This is a genomic window from Enterococcus sp. AZ141 (genome assembly GCF_051714385.1).
In the GTDB taxonomy this organism is placed as follows: Bacteria; Bacillota; Bacilli; order Lactobacillales; family Enterococcaceae; genus Enterococcus_D; species Enterococcus_D entomosocium.
Genome location: NZ_JBIORT010000001.1, coordinates 2,855,939 through 2,872,559 on the forward strand (window position 1 = coordinate 2,855,939; position 16,621 = coordinate 2,872,559).

General features: G+C 41.1%; 19 protein-coding genes. 5 read left to right on the forward strand and 14 right to left on the reverse strand.

Going from position 1 to position 16,621, the window contains the following annotated elements; genetic code table 11:
* Positions 1–24: 24 nt before the first annotated feature.
* Positions 25–417: a hypothetical protein gene (locus IGI89_RS13175; RefSeq protein ID WP_005235919.1), complete on the reverse strand. Its 393-nt coding sequence runs from the start codon at positions 415–417 to the stop codon at positions 25–27.
* Positions 418–578: 161 nt separating this feature from the next.
* On the opposite strand from IGI89_RS13175, the gene IGI89_RS13180 reads away from it, so the two are divergent.
* Positions 579–1,823: a glycosyl transferase gene (locus IGI89_RS13180; RefSeq protein WP_042890743.1), complete on the forward strand. Its 1,245-nt coding sequence runs from the start codon at positions 579–581 to the stop codon at positions 1,821–1,823.
* A gap of 15 nt (positions 1,824–1,838) precedes the next feature.
* On the opposite strand, the gene IGI89_RS13185 is transcribed toward IGI89_RS13180, so the two are convergent.
* Positions 1,839–2,324 carry an AmiS/UreI family transporter gene (locus IGI89_RS13185; RefSeq protein WP_005235922.1) on the reverse strand — a complete coding sequence of 162 codons (486 nt, stop codon included), beginning with the start codon at positions 2,322–2,324 and terminating at the stop codon, positions 1,839–1,841.
* Positions 2,325–2,665: 341 nt separating this feature from the next.
* Here IGI89_RS13185 and IGI89_RS13190 point away from each other — a divergent pair, with 341 nt between their 5' ends.
* Positions 2,666–2,920, forward strand: coding sequence for a LexA family protein (locus IGI89_RS13190; RefSeq protein WP_016620130.1), 255 nt, complete (start codon positions 2,666–2,668; stop codon positions 2,918–2,920).
* Between the two features lie 32 nt (positions 2,921–2,952).
* Here IGI89_RS13190 and IGI89_RS13195 read toward each other — a convergent pair whose 3' ends face one another.
* Positions 2,953–3,939: a DNA/RNA non-specific endonuclease gene (locus tag IGI89_RS13195; protein ID WP_420657561.1), complete on the reverse strand. Its 987-nt coding sequence runs from the start codon at positions 3,937–3,939 to the stop codon at positions 2,953–2,955.
* A 409-nt stretch (positions 3,940–4,348) separates the two neighbouring features.
* On the opposite strand from IGI89_RS13195, the gene mgtE reads away from it, so the two are divergent.
* Positions 4,349–5,713 carry a magnesium transporter gene (gene mgtE, locus IGI89_RS13200; RefSeq protein WP_016611788.1) on the forward strand — a complete coding sequence of 455 codons (1,365 nt, stop codon included), beginning with the start codon at positions 4,349–4,351 and terminating at the stop codon, positions 5,711–5,713.
* Between the two features lie 152 nt (positions 5,714–5,865).
* On the forward strand, positions 5,866–6,807 hold the full coding sequence (gene rsgA, locus IGI89_RS13205; RefSeq protein ID WP_016611787.1) for a ribosome small subunit-dependent GTPase A: 942 nt from the start codon (positions 5,866–5,868) through the stop codon (positions 6,805–6,807).
* A 313-nt stretch (positions 6,808–7,120) separates the two neighbouring features.
* Here the strand turns inward: rsgA and IGI89_RS13210 are convergent, their stop codons facing one another.
* The 4 genes from IGI89_RS13210 to IGI89_RS13225 all read right to left on the reverse strand — a co-directional run bounded on the left by IGI89_RS13210 (position 7,121) and on the right by IGI89_RS13225 (position 8,543).
* On the reverse strand, positions 7,121–7,474 hold the full coding sequence (locus tag IGI89_RS13210) for a DUF2200 domain-containing protein (RefSeq protein WP_008379942.1): 354 nt from the start codon (positions 7,472–7,474) through the stop codon (positions 7,121–7,123).
* Positions 7,475–7,570: 96 nt separating this feature from the next.
* A complete protein-coding gene (locus tag IGI89_RS13215; protein WP_008379940.1) occupies positions 7,571–7,858 on the reverse strand; it encodes a hypothetical protein in 288 nt (95 codons plus the stop codon).
* On the reverse strand, positions 7,855–8,133 hold the full coding sequence (locus tag IGI89_RS13220; protein ID WP_016611786.1) for a hypothetical protein: 279 nt from the start codon (positions 8,131–8,133) through the stop codon (positions 7,855–7,857). The genes IGI89_RS13215 and IGI89_RS13220 overlap by 4 nt, the downstream gene beginning before the upstream one ends.
* Positions 8,134–8,174: 41 nt before the next feature.
* The gene (locus IGI89_RS13225) at positions 8,175–8,543 is read right to left on the reverse strand and encodes a hypothetical protein (protein WP_008379938.1); all 369 of its coding nucleotides are present in this window, start codon (positions 8,541–8,543) and stop codon (positions 8,175–8,177) included.
* Positions 8,544–8,756: 213 nt separating this feature from the next.
* Here IGI89_RS13225 and IGI89_RS13230 point away from each other — a divergent pair, with 213 nt between their 5' ends.
* Positions 8,757–9,143 carry a hypothetical protein gene (locus IGI89_RS13230; protein WP_301388649.1) on the forward strand — a complete coding sequence of 129 codons (387 nt, stop codon included), beginning with the start codon at positions 8,757–8,759 and terminating at the stop codon, positions 9,141–9,143.
* Positions 9,144–9,304: 161 nt separating this feature from the next.
* On the opposite strand, the gene IGI89_RS13235 is transcribed toward IGI89_RS13230, so the two are convergent.
* The 7 genes from IGI89_RS13235 to IGI89_RS13265 form a co-directional block, all read right to left on the reverse strand.
* A complete protein-coding gene (locus IGI89_RS13235; RefSeq protein ID WP_429969217.1) occupies positions 9,305–9,715 on the reverse strand; it encodes a hypothetical protein in 411 nt (136 codons plus the stop codon).
* Positions 9,716–11,101: 1,386 nt separating this feature from the next.
* Positions 11,102–11,254: a hypothetical protein gene (locus tag IGI89_RS13240; RefSeq protein ID WP_008379912.1), complete on the reverse strand. Its 153-nt coding sequence runs from the start codon at positions 11,252–11,254 to the stop codon at positions 11,102–11,104.
* A gap of 120 nt (positions 11,255–11,374) precedes the next feature.
* The gene (locus tag IGI89_RS13245) at positions 11,375–12,223 is read right to left on the reverse strand and encodes a sce7725 family protein (RefSeq protein WP_315042372.1); all 849 of its coding nucleotides are present in this window, start codon (positions 12,221–12,223) and stop codon (positions 11,375–11,377) included.
* Positions 12,224–12,238: 15 nt separating this feature from the next.
* Positions 12,239–12,907, reverse strand: coding sequence for a hypothetical protein (locus IGI89_RS13250; protein WP_315042369.1), 669 nt, complete (start codon positions 12,905–12,907; stop codon positions 12,239–12,241).
* A gap of 87 nt (positions 12,908–12,994) precedes the next feature.
* On the reverse strand, positions 12,995–13,633 hold the full coding sequence (locus IGI89_RS13255) for a hypothetical protein (protein ID WP_034872646.1): 639 nt from the start codon (positions 13,631–13,633) through the stop codon (positions 12,995–12,997).
* A 136-nt stretch (positions 13,634–13,769) separates the two neighbouring features.
* Complete coding sequence (locus tag IGI89_RS13260) at positions 13,770–16,037, reverse strand: AAA family ATPase (RefSeq protein WP_438735730.1); 2,268 nt, start codon at positions 16,035–16,037, stop codon at positions 13,770–13,772.
* Between the two features lie 18 nt (positions 16,038–16,055).
* A complete protein-coding gene (locus IGI89_RS13265) occupies positions 16,056–16,535 on the reverse strand; it encodes a DUF6530 family protein (RefSeq protein ID WP_005235941.1) in 480 nt (159 codons plus the stop codon).
* Positions 16,536–16,621: the final 86 nt, after the last annotated feature.

The window sequence follows — 16,621 nt, forward strand, 5'->3', positions numbered from 1 at the left end:
ATCAGAAAAAGAAAAAAACCTCTGTTAACGAGGTTCATGTTCTTTGGCCAGAAGATCTGTTGCCAAGCGCTGGGCCAAATATTCCCAAAGAATGCCGCCAAAAAAAGCGCCTATCATATAAAGAATGACTGCTTGCAGCTCCAATGGATTATTTGCTAGCCAGAAAGAAAATAGCGAGCCGATGATGAATAGGTAGCTGCCAAAAAGCACTTGCCGCCACGAGCGTTTTTTAACAAACTTGCTAATGAGAAAGGTTGAAAGGATCATCAAGAGAATTTGGATGAATGCCAGCGAAGGCAAAAGTGCAAAGTCAGAAACAACCATTTCCCAAAATTGTTGAATCAAGAAAAAGAAAGCAAAGAGAATGAGCCCGCGTGAGAATATACTAAGCCGCAAGGAAGATATTTTTTTTCGCATTGGTTTACTCCTTGAAAGGTTTTCTTTATTATAGCAAATTTTTAGTTAAACAATGTAAAAAGATGAACGAGAAGGTCTGCAAAAAACTTCTCCTAAGTATGCGCTCTTTTAGTATACTTGAAAGAAACGAGTGGATGGACTCGATACATGAGGAGGATTGCATGCCAATGATTCTTTTTGCACCTGCGGTATTCAACTTGGCTGAAACGACACGGATGATCGAAGTCGCTAAACAAATGCAAGGAAATCACCACTGTGAGTTCTTTGGTTTTTCAAAGACCTTTGCTTCACTTATCATTGAAAGTGGTTTTACGTACCATTTATTGACGCCGACTCTTACAGAAAAACAAGAGGAACAGATTATAAAATTAGATCAACTGCGCTCATTCAAAAATCCCTTCACCAAAGAGATGGTTGCTGCGCGTATTCTGAGCGAAAAAAAACTGGTCGACAAGCTTGCTCCTCAGGTGATTGTAACTGGATCGAATGTCACGATCTTTCTATCTGCTCGCAGCAAACAGATTCCCTTAGTCTACGTAAAACCCTATGCGATGAGTGATCCCTTTTTTCGATCAGATAGCGCGTTTATCCCTTCTAGTTTGCGTTTCTTCGGACCGTTAAGGAAACCACTTTGGTATTGGACAAGAAAACAATTGGTAAAATCCCGCTGGATGCCCCGAGCATTCAAACACGCTGCCCAAACAGAAAAACTTTCTATGCCTGAAACGAGCTTACGAATGATGGACGCTGATTTAAATCTCATCACCACTCCTGAACGCTTTATAACAAAAGAGCTGCTGCCAGATAATTATCGAATCGTGGGGCCGATTTTTGCCAAGATGGGGGCGTCCTTGCCAGAAGAAGTGTTGACTTTTATTGAACAAAAGCGGCGGGAAAGAAAACGAATCGTTTATTTTGCAATGGGCAGTTCGGGGAATCCGCGCATGGTGCGAAAAATCTTAGCTTTCTTACAAAACCGTCCGGAACTAGCGATCATTGCTCCGGTTACGCATCTACTCAAGGGGAAACACAACGTCTCAGAGAATTTGTTCCTGACCGAATATCTGCCAAGTCATCTATTGCATGAGCATATCGATTTTTCTTTTATCCATGGTGGGGAAGGGACTGTTCAAACAGCTTGTGCCTCTGGGAAGCCGTTTATCGGAATCGGGATGCACTATGAGCAAAGCTGCAATATTCAGTACTGCGTGGCGTATGGCAATGCAATTGCACTGACAAAACCAGTAACTGAGAAAAAGCTGGAAACTGCTCTGACAGAGGTTGGAGATCTGAAGATTTGCCAACAAGCCTGCCAGCTAAAGAATCATTTCCCGACAAATGGTCCTCAGAAGGCGATGCAGGAGATTGAGCACTTTTTAGAAATAAACAATAGTGATTATCATTGAGATAATCACTATTGTTTAATAGAGATCTAATAGCATCAGCAAACCTGGGACCCACGTAGTGAAGATACCGCAAGCGATCGCAAAATAATGAATCTTACGACCAAAGTTTACCTTCACGATCGTATCCAAAAAGCCGCAAAACCATAATGCTCCCCATGTTAACCAAATCAGTGCAAAAAGGGGATCTTGCTCCCATTGCCAAGAGACCCAGGCAAAAGGCAAGGTATTGATGGCTACGAATAGCGCAAAAATTCCATAAATCCGTAGATCCAAACCAAAGAGATAAATAATTCCTACTAGTAAATACGTGAAGGCAAAGAGAAAGCCTGTGCCTGCTTCATAATAAGCACCTTGGAGCATATAGATTAGATTGATAATGAAAGATAACGAACCTGTAAAAAGATTAATTAAAGCAAGTGAACGATAGTCAATGTGAAGTAAACTTCCCCAGCCGTTGATTATCAAAGTAATTCCTACAAAAAATAAGCCGATCCCTAACATAAAATCCTCCTTTACTTAAATTTAGAATAACAAATTCCAAGAAAAAATAATACCTTTATTTATTTTTATGTCAATAAAAAGGAAAATAATTTTCAAATTTACTATTTTTTGCTGTTAAATTTGATAAAATCAATAACAAAGAGCGCTGCTTGCCGATGTTTTTCTCGTTAAGGGGAAAATTCCAGCGTTTAAAAGGAACTTTAACTCGTTGGAAGAATGGGAAAAGAGAGAGGAACAATAGATTTTCAGTGTATTAATTGGACAAAAAGCTGACGAGGCAGTAGCTTATCGGTTTTTACGAATTTGCAGCAGTGAAGACTGTTTTGCGGAAAGGAGGAATTATGCCGAGAAAAGATCGAATCTTACTTTTTATTGACGAATATATGCAAGCTCAAGGTTGCGCACCTACCATACGAGAAATCTGTGCCAATGAAGAGATAAAAACAACTTCTTTGGTTTATCGTCATTTATTGCGTCTTGAAAAAAGAGGCCTGATTTACCGAGCTTATCGCTTTAAGTCACGTTCGGTTCGTTTTACAGACGAAGGGAAGGCCTATGTCAAAGTGTTGCGACAAGCACAAGCCAACGAAGAATAAATAAAACCAAAATAAAAAAGCCTAAGGCTTTTTTATTTTGGTGCACGGTAGCCGGCAGCTTCCGCTTCAGCGATGGTTTTGAACCATTCTTTCGGGTTGGTAGTATCCTCGTAGTATTTAGATCCGGGCAAATGATAGATGCCGCTTCTTGATCCTTTGATCAAACCGTTTCCTTGTTGATCGACATATTCTTTCTGTTTTTCCTCTGTTTCACTGCTTTGAGAAGTGGCTGTTGTCGTGTTGTTTTCACTACTTGTAGCATTCTTCGGCTGCGTCATATCTTCGTTGGAAATCTCGCTGCTACCATCCGCATAGTTGATTGTGACACCATCTTGGATGTTGAAGATATAATAGTTGAATTGGATCGTATCCTCGCCAATAGATTGGGCTTGCATCTGTACCCCACGGGCAACCAGCTCGTCATCGCGATAGATCGGGGTGACGGAATATCGGACATAATGATTTTTATCTTGCTTGAGATAATAGTTGATATCCATTTCTAAGCGCAACATCTCGGGATTGTTCAACTGACTTGTCCCTGTGATCAGATTCTTCCAGTTTGCATTTTCGCCAGCTAAAGCAAAGCCAATCAAGTGGGTTCGATTATATAAATATTTCCCATTGGGGAGCTGTTTATTACGCCAACCTGTCGGTTTCACACTGGAAATATCGCCACGCTTTTCCGTGGGCATCAAGGATTGATTCAACATTGCTTCAGCAGAGGTCGCACGATTGAGGTGATCGAGGTCGCCGTATGCTTCCCAGGCGCCATTTTCAAGGGAAAGATCATCTTCTGAAAACTCAGGAATGTTCTGATTGACTTCAATCGTTTGGGTGCCTTGGTAAGTTAACTGTGCCAGCTCATCTGCACGAATATCCTTAGCAGAAGTGACTGCCACTTCTGATGATGGTGTTTTGTGATTTGGGAATAGATCATTACTGTGTAGGAAACTAAATCCGACTGCTGCGAGTGCGAGAAGCGCAGTGACCGATCCGATAAATGTTTTTTTCTTTGCCATCTTTTTTTGCCTCTCTTTTCATTGATGTATAGTTAGCATAAACGGGGAGTAAAAAAACTGCAACCCATTCATCATACCATTTGCATGGAGCGTTTTACAGAACTTTCAGGTTTCTTTTGCTTTTTGATCTCAAATGTTCTTAACCCACTTTCTTTACCAAGGGAACATGCCTGAACGGTTTTTTTTATTTGCAAGTCAAATTTTTCATGTTTTAAAAAAACTATGTGATATAATGAATAAAGTTGTTGCTATTTCCCTTTGATGCTTGTTTTAATAACAGGCATCTCCAGCTGCGGAACGAAATTTCAGCTGTATAGCACGCAACCTTCAAACGAAAGAAATCTGGACAATTTTCTGAACGATTTCCTTTCTTTCTTTGAGCAAAATTACAGGAGAAGGAGTGTATCCCATGAACCAGCAAGAAACCATCTTACATTATTTAAATCAGAAAGACTCTGAAAAATTAAAAGAACTCGTATCAGGAATGGAAGAGCTGCCGCTGTTACAATTGTTCAGCAATTTATCCGCGGATGAAAAAGTGATCGTTTTCCGACTATTACCGAAAGATAAAGCACTTATCCTGTTTGAAGATTTGACACCAGCTACACAACAACACTTATTACGCTCTTTCACCGATGAACGGGCAACCGAGTTTGTGAACGAAATGGCACCAGATGTCCGGGTAAGACTCTTGGATGAGTTGCCAGCGACCGTAACACAAAAACTTTTACAATCAATGGCACCGGATGAACGTGCTGCAACAAACCTCTTATTAGGGTATGAGGCTGAGACTGCTGGACGTTTGATGACACCGGAATTCATCACATTGAAAAAAAATATGACGGTCAATCAAGCGTTAGAAAAAGTGCGAATGCAAGCCAAAGAAAAAGAAACGATTTATACGCTTTATGTTACTGATCAAACGAAAACATTAGAAGGTGTTTTGTCGCTGAAAGATCTCTTAATGGCGCAAGGGGATCAACTCATCAGTGAAATCATGTCCCAAAAAGTTATTTATGTTACCACGGACACGGACCAGGAAGAAGCGGCACGTTTGCTAAATGAACTAGATATCATTGCGCTACCAGTCGTAGACAAGGAATCGCGAATCGTTGGGATCATCACTGTCGATGACGCCATCGATGTCATCGAGCAAGAAACGACAGAAGACATGTTTAATGCCGCTGGTTTAGTCGATGTTGCTTCTAATGAAGCAGACCGTAGTAACGTTCTGATCAACGGCACCCTTTGGCAAATTTGGAAAGTCCGATTGCCGTTCCTAGTGATCACTTTGGTTGCCGGTCTTTTAGCTGGGGTAGTCATTGATGAATTTGAACAAACATTGGAATCGGTGGCAGCCGTTGCGATTTTTATCCCTTTGATCATGGATATGGGTGGAAACGTTGGTACACAGTCCTCAACTGTTTTTGTTCGCGGGATGTCATTAGGGCATATTGATCTTTCGACCTTCACTCGCCATTTCTTTAAAGAAGTTTGGATCGGCTTAAGTCTAGGATTGATCGTAGGGGTCATCTCTGGGGCTGCTGCATCACTTTGGCAAGGAATCCCGATGTTAGGTGTGGCTGTTGGTATTTCGTTAGTTTTTGCCATGACCTTAGCCGCAGCACTTGGCTTCTTAGTCCCGTTTGTACTGATTAAACTAAACATCGACCAAGCAGCCGGTTCGGCACCGATCATCACATCGATCAAAGATATCGCCGGCTTGTTTATCTACTTCGTTTCAGTAAATGTTCTTTTGGGTCATTTGCTTTAGCATACTGTCCGTTCCGGTGGTATAATAAAGCGACATCACATGATGAGCACAACATAGAAAGGGGAAATGCCTTATGACAAATCAAATGAAGCAACATCAACTCGGAGGTTTCTCTTTTTAAGTGCGGCCTCCTAACTAACTGGAGGGAAATCATGGAAAAACAAGGAATTGTGGTCTTTCAGGCCAAAGATATTGCAAAAGTCCGCTTGACCACAGGAGAAGAATGTTTAGCAACGGTTTCAGGAAAATTTCGCCAACAGGCACTAGCGCCAAAGGATTATCCGATCGTTGGTGATTTTGTACAAGGACAGGTGTACGATCAAGATCATTTCTTGATTGATGCTTTGCTGCCACGAAAAAGTTTTTTACAACGAAAAGTAGCTGGAAATCGCACGGACGAGCAAGGCATTGCGGCGAACATCGACACAGTTTTTATTGCAACTAGTGCCAATGAAGAATTCAATTTGGCTCGGTTAGAGCGCTTTGTAACGATCGCTTGGGACAGTGGGGCTAATCCGGTGATTCTCTTGACCAAAGCCGATCAAGTTACTGCTGATAAAAAAGCAGAGCTGCTGCAAGCATTAAACGATGCATTTGGTGTGAAAACATTTGCTACGTCCATTTTTGAACCAAACGAATTGCTGATGGAAACGTATTTTTCTGACGGACAGATCAGCGCATTTATCGGTTCATCTGGGGTCGGAAAGTCCAGCTTATTAAATCAGCTTATGGCGCAAGACGTACAAAAAACCAATGACATAAGAGAGGATAGTCGAGGACGACATACGACGACGAGTCGCCAGTTGTTCACTCTGTCCTCTGGCGCAATGATCATCGATACTCCTGGTATGCGGGAAGTTGGCATCAGTACCGTCCGGTCAGCTTCGATCGACCAATCTTTTGAAGCGATCAGCCAGTATGCTGAAGGTTGTTTCTTCAGAGACTGTCGTCATGAAACAGAACCGAAATGTGCGGTCAAAGCAGCTATTGCTGCCGGTGAACTTTCAGAAGAAGCTTTCGCCCGCTATCGTAAAATGGAAAAAGAACTGGCGTATTTGAAGCGAAAAGAACAGATCAAAGAATTGAAAAAGTAAAAGTTAGCACTCCTTTCTTTAAGAGGAGTGCTTTTTTGTACGTGTTAAGAGAGTCTTTTTGAGTAAAGAAGAGGGACGTAGACAATGTCCTTGTGTTTTCACGAAAAGGCGGCCAATTCCACAGGGCACTACATGCTAAGTGGTTGAACTAAGCTAAGAACGCCTGTCTGGTTGCAAGCTACCGTCAAGAAAGGCAGTATAAAAAAACACAGTGGGGTGTTTTCCCACTGTGTTTTGAGCAATGATTTGCCCCTGCCAAGGTATTTCAAGTATAAAGCGTTGATTCTTAAATAGCAACTCGAAAAAAATCGCCTCATTCAGCAGAGCGTAAAATTTTTGCCATGGCTTTTCCTTTCGCCAGTTCATCGATCAGTTTATCTAGATAACGAATTTCTTGAACCATTGGCTCTTCGATCTCTTCTACCCGAATGCCGCAAATGACACCAGTGATCTGCTTTCGTGCGGGATTGAGCTGAGGGGCTTGACTAAAAAAACGTTCAAAAGAAAGCTCTTCATTCATCTGTTGCAGCGTTTCTTGGTCATAACCGGTCAGCCAGGTAATAATCTGATCTACTTCTTCTTTTGTTCGATTTTTCCGCTCTGCTTTGGCAATATATAGGGGATAGACTTTCGCGAAACTCATTTGGGTGATCTTTTGATTTTTCATGATATACTCCTTTAGTCTTTACACAAAGTATACTTTATTTTCTTCGTTTTGCCGAGATTTTCGACACTTGCTGTGTGTCAAAAATAGGCGAGGGGACTAAAGAATGATCTTTTCTTCTTGTTCACGAAACCCTAGAACTTTTTGACGTGACTCGCCATCCCAATAGAGTAAGTCCAAATTCTTATGCAGCATTAGCTGTGTATATAATTCTTTCAGCGTCAGAGCGGGTTTTTTTGGTTCAAAAAATAAAATCAATTGGTTATGGCTATCTTGGGCGATCGTCGTAAAAGGAATCAAGTTTTCTTTGTACATTAAATAAATTCCTTGGTAATCTGCTGCACTCGACGACGTTGTCAGTGCTGTCAAGAGGTCTCTTGCTCTCATAATGAACCCGCCTTTACTGTTTTTTGTCGATAGGCATCGATATCCAACATGATTTTTGTTTTGCCGTACACCGTATACTTTTGCACCACGAATTGACGGCGCTTATTCCAATAGCCGCCCACGGTTAGAAACATGCCGTCATCAACATCCCCTAAAAAATTCAAACTGTGTTTCGCAATCAAACAGTTGGTGGTACCTAGTGTAAAGCGGACCAAAGGGGAGGGGGCAAAGGAGACGATTCTTATTTTTGAGACAGATCCTTTTTGTGTTTCCATCATTTCTTCCTCCTTTAGTTTAAGTAGTGTAAACAGTTGTATTATTCGCTGAGATCAAACCATTTTCTTTCTTCGTAGAAAGCAACGTGACGAATCTCATCATAATGGATTTTTTCCGTTGTTTCTCCCGTCAAATAAATACCTAATGGGTCATAACCGCTGATTTTCCCGATAATATCTGGAGGATAGCCGCCTTCTTCATTAACTTCTTCTCGTTGGATCGCCACAGTTAGGTTCTTTTTCATGGCTTCAAATAAACACTGATTGATTTCTTCCGTTGTGAGTGACGGCTTAGGTGGACAATCAAACTTACGTGTCGGTTCCTCTTCAATTTCAGTTGTATGCTCAGATAAAAAGAATCCTTGCCACTTTAGCTTTTTTCGATCTTCATATGGTTGTAGCATACCCATAGCAATCACCTCTTATCTATATAATACAAACATACGTTCTCTTTTGTAAAGCGAACAGATTTTTAAATTTCTGATTCTTCTATGAAACATCTAAAAAGGGCATCAAACAAGGGGCTAGTGGTGGGTATCGTTTTTTTTCACTATATCTGTTATAATTTATCCTGAAGCGACGATGAACGATTTGGAAAATAGCTGGCGAAAAAGGAGAATAGTATGTCTGGATTAATCGTGGTCCTGCTTACGATCTACTTTGCAAGTAGGAAAGATAAAGAACAGTGGCTTTTTGATCGCAAACGATTGACTATTCTGGCGCTTATGTTTGTGATCGTCGGCATAAGTTTGGGCTTAAATGACAAAATAATGAAGGATCCTCTGAACCAAAATATTAGAAGTGATTTACTGTTTAATTATTCGTTTCCCTTATTGATATGTATGCTAGGTTTATTTATCAAAGAAATACCACGGTGGGGACGGATCGTGACTTTGTCATTTGGCTTTATGATTTTCGGGTATTTAGCTTTGCACTATTTGATAGGGTTTCATAACCCGTATTGGGAAAATCTACAGCTAAGTCCATTGTATTGGCTGCCAAGTGACTAGCCATACGAAAGTATCGCCAATGGAAACGCAAAAAAAGCACTCAATAAAGGGAGTGCTTTTTTTCGGCTAAATAACTGCAGCAAGGTGTTTCTTTTCCCAAAAAAATAGGTTAGACCTAAGTAACGAGGGGATCATATAAGGAGAAGTCATGACTGTTTAAATCAAAACGATTGATTCTTGACTAAACCGTGTCTTTTGATCATTGCCAAAGTAAAATATGCGATGAGCGTTCCTGCAATACCAAAAAGTAAATCGATTCGATCAGGGGTGTTCATAAAGCCGAAGACAGTCTCACTCAATAGATTGGCAATGAGCAAAAGCAGGGTCAATAGCGTGACGGCTTTAAATGGCGCACCTACAAGAAGCCAAAAGTACCCCAGTAAGCCAATAATCAAACTAATCGAAAAATTGGAGATATGAAGATAAAAGTCAGCATACCTCGAAGTAAAGAAAGAAATGTCCAAGTACTTTGATAAATAGAGGAAAAGGGCTGTGAACACAAAAAGCAAGTAGAGGAGTGACGCACATAGTTTTGGTAAAAAGGCTAGCTTTAATTGCTTCTTCTTTTTCATTTTTATTCTCCTTTTTAGGAATTGTCAGCCATACTTATGAAATTGCTTTTATCGGGTATTAATTCTACAAATGGAAAAAAGTTGCAAACCAGGCAAATCAGTGGTCTGCGCCTCATTAATAGTAAAATGAGGTGAGGTGATAAAATGACAATAATAAACAATGAGCGATTATGGTTAGGCTTAGGGGTAGAAATTATTTTGCTCATATCATTCAGCATGATTATGTATTTCATCCTGACAGTGGCAATTTGAAGCAAAGTCCGTTCACCAGTCAACGAAATGGAAAAATAAGCTTCTGGATAGCTGCTGGTTTGATTTTACTTGCCAACGAAATATCCTAAGTTATCTACCTGATTTTAGGGTTCTTTTTTATAGAATCATGTAACGGGTATTTGTTAGCATTTGCAACATCTAAGCACTAGTGTTAGAACTTTGAAACGGATTGGCTATATATGAATAAAGTTCGAGAAAAAAGCTCAAAGATTTTCAAAATGATTATAGCATACAATCAAACCGATTGGTTCGTAAATCAAGGCTAAGGCTGATAGCTTGAATCTGTATTTGCTGAGATAAAGAAAGTAGGACGACGAATCCGCAAGTACTTGCTACCAGACAGTTATCAATCTGTTAATCAGCAAATCAAAAAAAGAATCTGAAGAACATGTAAAACAAGAAATTCTTAGTTTTAATTGAATTTTAGGTGCATTAGCGACAATCTACTGATAAAAGTCATTCGGAGGGAGGTAAAATGATACAAAATTGTCTTGAACTATTTAGAATGGCACGAACCCTTTTTTGAATGTATCTTTGTATAATATATATTATGTAAACTAAAATAAAAAATTTTTTGAACACCGTATTTAGCTAGTAATTGTGCGACTCTCCTCCCTCTTATTCATGATTATTTCCTTCAAATTAACCTAATTAGCAGCATAATCCAAAAAAAACGGTTATTTAAGCGATAGTTTAAGATTTTTGTTTATTTTACGACTGACAAGAAAATCAATTGACAAATTATATCTGTACCTTTGTCTGTATTTGATCTTGTTGATCCTTGAATCTTTGAATTCAAACATTGCTTGCAACTGCTGGCCAATCTCAATGAATCACTCAGTGCTTAATGAATCGCTGTTCACGATTTTATCAGTAATGATTCGTACATAACCCAGCCAAATTTGTGCTAACTAATAGCCTAATGAGAATCTTGATCACAGGCAAACCAGCAACGATAAACAACAAAAGTTGAGTTGCGTTCAGTTTTCACCTAAACGGATCCGATTCCCATAGCGAGTCCTAATCAAGGGATCACAGTCATCTAAGTACAATTTTCTTTTTGTTGCTGCTAATAAAGCAATGACAGCTACGGAAAGTTTCAAACGGAAAGTTTCAAACTATGTAATACAGGATCGCCGAAAAGACAATGATCAAAACGACCAAAACAATGATTAGTTGATTTAAACGTCGAATAAGCAGGTTTTTCTTATTTTTTTCAAATTCTTTTCCTTCATTTCGATAATATTCTCTATCTTTTGTTCCCACGAGCGCCAACTCCTTTTCCCTGATTTTATCACTATCCTGAAAACAATGGGTGCAATCAAGGTGTTTTGTACAATAAATGGCAGTATTTTGTTAGAGCTTACCATCGTATACGTATAGAGACTAAATAAGACGACTGACGAGTTCCAAGTGATTCATAACCGCAGCTTTCCGAATAACGCCCATACCTGGAAACGACCTTTGCTGATAGGCAGCAATTAATAGCTGCAGCCCAGCTGTTTGTGTAGGATACTCTTCTTCATGCTGTAACAAAGCTTCCATGACTTCGAAAAACTTTTCTTTCTGATTTGGTAATTCTTCCTCAGAAAATAAGTGAACGATTCGCAAATCTTGCTCAGTTGTCGGATAGATCCAATGCAAAACCAACCGCTTTGAGGGATAACTGTGCTCATAATAAATTTTGCTATCGACAGAAAAATCACTAAACCCAGCATAACCCAATTTTTGATAAAGATGATGGGTTTTTGAAAACCCTTCGTCCGGACATTCTGTATAAAAACTATTTTTAGGTAAACGTGTAAACGGATCTTCCATCAGTAGTTTCGGGCCGTTGATTTTATTTAACAAACGAAACTCTTTGCCTACCAGCACCGGCAGTGTATTTTCCCGCCAATCACTAGCGAGTGCTGGGTCCGCTTGATGAACGATCCAAAGATCAGGCGTTTCTTCCACTGTTTCAATGGGTCGATCTACGATCATTGCTTTAGGGGCAGCAACATTTTGCAACTCTGATAACCCCTCTGCAGTCAGAAAAGCCCCAGCCTGTGGATTGCGAACAAGATAAAAAGGATGCTGCTTCCTTTGAAACAGGTCAATGGTCGTCCAAAACGTTTTTGATTGCTTGACCGGTTCAATGATCGGCTGGATCGCTTCTGACAAGCGATCTTGTTCCAACAGTGCTTTCAACGCCAATAAATCAAATTGTTTTCCACGAATATACGGGAAGTACATCTTCTTCTCTCCTTCTTACTTGCCTGATAAAAAACGTTTTTCCAGCGCTTCATAGGCTGCTCTCGTAGCGGCCAATTCTTCTTTCAAGGCTTCGATCGCTTGCATCTGAGTATCTTCAATAAATCGATCATAGTAATTGACTCCACCACCGAACAAGTCATACTCAGGCTGGCGTTTCTTCAGTTCTTGGTACAAACGTTCTGTTGAAAATACCCGCAATCCTCGAGCAGTCTGTTTTGCTTTGCCGACTTCTCTCGCTTGTGCCGAAATCAACCGAAACAATAAGCCATTTTCTGGAACCTGCAGCTCTTGCCGTTGGGGTTTCTTTTCGACACTGAAATACCCTTTGCTGCCCGTTTCTTTTTCAAGAAATGCATGATAGACCAAAACACCAATTGTAGGTGCAATCTGATCTTTGACTTTTTCATACAATGACTTGGGTAAGACAAAATAATTATAATTCCCAATAAAGGATAGTTTTGCTTTTGAGCGAAAATCTGCCAAACTAACTTTGAGTTCGTAGCAACGCCATTCAAATGTATTTTCAGTCGTCAAGCGACAACTCAAAGTATCCACGATGCCGTGATCATCTGGCATGACTACCTCTTCTACCACAATATCACTGTTTTCACGACAATAATAATAAAGTGCCTCTTCCATTTCTAAAGTTAAGGATGTCTTCACAAATTCACGACCTTTATCTTGTTTCACCTATTATAAAACATATGTTCGCATTTTAAAAGAGGGAAATAAAAGCAACCTATCATCCCCTCACTCATTCGGGCATCCGTTACCGAGAATCTCTTCAACCGTCCTCTTTGTACCGCGGAATCGTAACAAAAAAAGCAGCAAGAGCACACCAAGTTGCGTGATTAATAGACCTTTAAAGGGAAATTCAAAAGTAAAGCCTGCGGGAAGATGAAAGAAATGAAAAAAATCCTGCAGTGCTTTTTGACTAAGCCACAAACCGCTGACAAGCCCTATCAAACCAATAACAATGCTTTGAATGCCTACAAAGAAAAGCTCTTCTAAGGTGACCACCAACGGAGACTGTCCTAACAACAACCGAATACTCAGGGATTGCTGCTCCTCCCCCATCAAATGAAAACGATACATGTGATTGCAGTGCCATAAAAAGGCGGCGATCAATCCTATAGCTAGAATGCTAAGTACGAAGCGCAGCAAATGCAAAAAGAAAAGCCAACTGGCATATGTGAGATCCATCTGATTCTCACCACTATTTGTTTCGTAGTGCAGCCATTGGTGAAAAAAAACTAGCCAATTCTCTGCAAAGATAGCAATGATCAGTAGAAGAATCGCCAATACACCACTCATCAGCAAACTGCGCCTACGAAGTGCTGCGTGCCAGCCGAATTGGCAAGGATAGTAGAAGTACCGCCATTTGTTCATGATAGCCCTCCTTTTGGCGTCTATTTTACAGAACTTTTCAAATTTAGACAAACATCTTCTTGTTTACATAATATAATTATGAACAAAAAAGAGTGCGGCACGTAGCCCACACTCTTTTCCTTTTAGCTATCGACGTCTACAAATACCTTGTCAGCAGCTGCAACAAGCGCTGCGGAAATTCTGTTAGATTGGAAAGATCAATAAAGCGTTCTTCCCCATAAATCGCTTTGATCACCTCTTTGTCTTGGCCAATGGCAGCTGCCAGAAACAGCACCCCTTGTCGTTCATAGTCAGCGATCACTTGCTGAATATCTTCTTTGGCTTTTACCCCTGTATAATCAGGAAGAGCTTTTGGCTGGCCATCACTGATATTCAAGAGTAATTTAGTGGTTGCCGGCTGATGAGCGAGCTTTTCAGCTAGCACGCGCAAGACAGCCCCATCACGGTTATTTTGCCGAGGCTTCATTGTCATGAGTTTCTCTGGCACAAATTCAAAGCCTTCATTAAATTCTTTGTAAGCAAAAAGCGAGGTTTTTTCACGAGCGGTCACGTCCGCTGTATCGCCATAGATCATCAATGGCAAAGATAAACGTTCGGCAAAAGCATTCACCGCTAAGACCGCCTGTTGCGCATACAATATCCGATCTTCTCGAATCATCGAACCCGATTCATCGATGCGCAAAGCAAGAGCTAAGGAAGGCTGTTCATGAGGTGGATTCTTCTTGTCAAAGGTCCGGAAATCTTGATACGCAACCTTGCTGGCATCAAAGCGTGTGCCGCTGTACTTACCTTTACTGTATGCCGAAGCTTGTTCATTTTCCAATACTTCTTGGGTTTGCTTGATCAATGACTCTACGATCGGCAGCAACGGCTGCAAACGCTGTTGGGCTTCAGTCGCTTTTTCTAAATCGACGGGTGGTCGATGAACGATCAGCCCTTCTTTGGCATGGATTGATTCTTTCAATGCTTGTCGTGCTGTCTTTGATGCCGTGGTTTTCTTTTCTTTCTCCTGGGTTTCATACGCTTCGATCGACAAAGAATGAGCAGCAGGAGCTGCCTCTTGTGCCTCACTCCCAGCTTTTGCTTGGCCATCATGACTATTGCGTTCCAGTTCTTCTGAAAACGTCGCCTCAGTTGCTGCGCTTTTCGCTTCTTGTTTGTCAGAATCACTGGTTTCCATCGTTTCCGCCTCAGTTTCTTGATTGGGCGTCTCAAGGACTTGTTCATTTTTTAGGACGGGCGTACCTTCTTCCACTACATTGCGCTGGTCCGCCTCTTCGCTGCTGATTCGACGCCCTTTGATTTGTTGTTTAAAAGCATTTAGTGGTTGTCCAGAAAACAAAAGTCGCAGTTGCGCCAATAACCCTGAAGCTTCTAGTGCCTGTTGTAACAGAGAAAGCTCATTTGGATCGGTGGTGATTTTGTATAGCACTTTGCTATCAATTGCAGTAAAAGGATCTTGTCCTTGTTTGACTGCATTTAGCCAATAAAAATAGGAACGCATGCCCGCCACCCCTTTGATGGCATTGGCTTTGGCGGTCACGTCTAGCAAGCGTATGATCTCAGCCATTTTCTCCGCAGTCGTTTTGTCTGGATAATTGGTTTTGGCAATGCCTCGCTGCACCATGACTGCCAGCTCAGGTAAATCCATTTTTTCAGCATGCTGCATCCGGTCTCGCAAGGATTCGTTCAAGGGGCGGTTGCCTTGGTAATTCCGATTCGTTGTGATGATCACCACACAGTCAGGGTGTCGTCGGACGAAGCCAGTCGGGATATTCAGCATTCCATTTTGTTCAAGGGCCGAGTTTAGTGCCACTAGTACCGAAGCATCACGAATGACCGTTGGCTCTTGAATCTCAAGCAAGTAGCCTTTTTCCAGCGCCCGTACGATTTCGGAGGGATAAAATTTGTATTGAATCGTAGGTTGTTGATCACTGGTTTCGATTCGTTCGATCAGTTCTGCAAATTTCGCCCGTGCCCGCTCACGAGTCAGGGAAAAATGCCGCTGGATCAACCCCAAAACATCTTCAAAACAATCACTTTGATAAATCGCATCCAGCAAGTCCTTGTCCTCTTCTTGGTCGGTGTTGATCACTGGTAATAAAGCACCAAACACATCTGACTTATCCATATCCGCAAAGCAGGTGATTTTGGTGTAGGGCAGTTGCAGGTCGGCAGAAAGTGCCTTTGCCAACTGGGTCTTGCCGGAACCAGCATCGCCTTCCAACAACACATTGAAGATCTTCATTTCTGGATCCGTCCAGTTCAACGCGATCTCTGAAGCGATTCGCAGTTCTTCGGCACTGGTCTGATGACTTTGTGGTTTCTTCCAAATCATTGTTTGTTCTAATTTGCTAAAAGCGCGTCCTTTCGTTATGACAAAAGACGGTTGAATTTGTGTCATGGTAATCTGCTCCTTTTCTTAATAACCTAGCTCATCCAAAAGCCGTTTTAGGATTTTGAAGCGTTCACCATAAAGTTCGCCATCTTTTTGCAAGGAATCATAAAAAAGTAGAATGTCTTCATCGATCTTAGGATTTTCGGTGTCTACTTCAACGGTCATACGATTTCCTTGTAAGCCAATGATCTCGATCAACGGATTTTCAGGATCGTAAAACTTTTCATGGCGATAAGCCTCTTGAAAATACAAACTGGATTGCGCCACTAAGATTGCTAGATCTAAGATTCTAGTGAGCGGTAGTTCTTCTGACTGACGAGACCATTTTTCACCTGTGTGGCGCCAAACCTTGCCTGAGATATCGACTTTTCCCCGGTCGTTCCATTGTGCCAATCCGAGGGAAAGGCCTTTTGCATCCGTATGTAACGCATTTTTTCCGTCAACAGTATCATAGTCTTCCACTTTAATGACGGGCTTATGTTTCAAGTTTTCTGGTATTTTCATTGTTCTCACTCCTTGTTTAGTAAATTACTAATTTACTAGATAGAGTAAGTATAATGAGGAAGCTAGTTTGGGACAAGCAAAAGGTC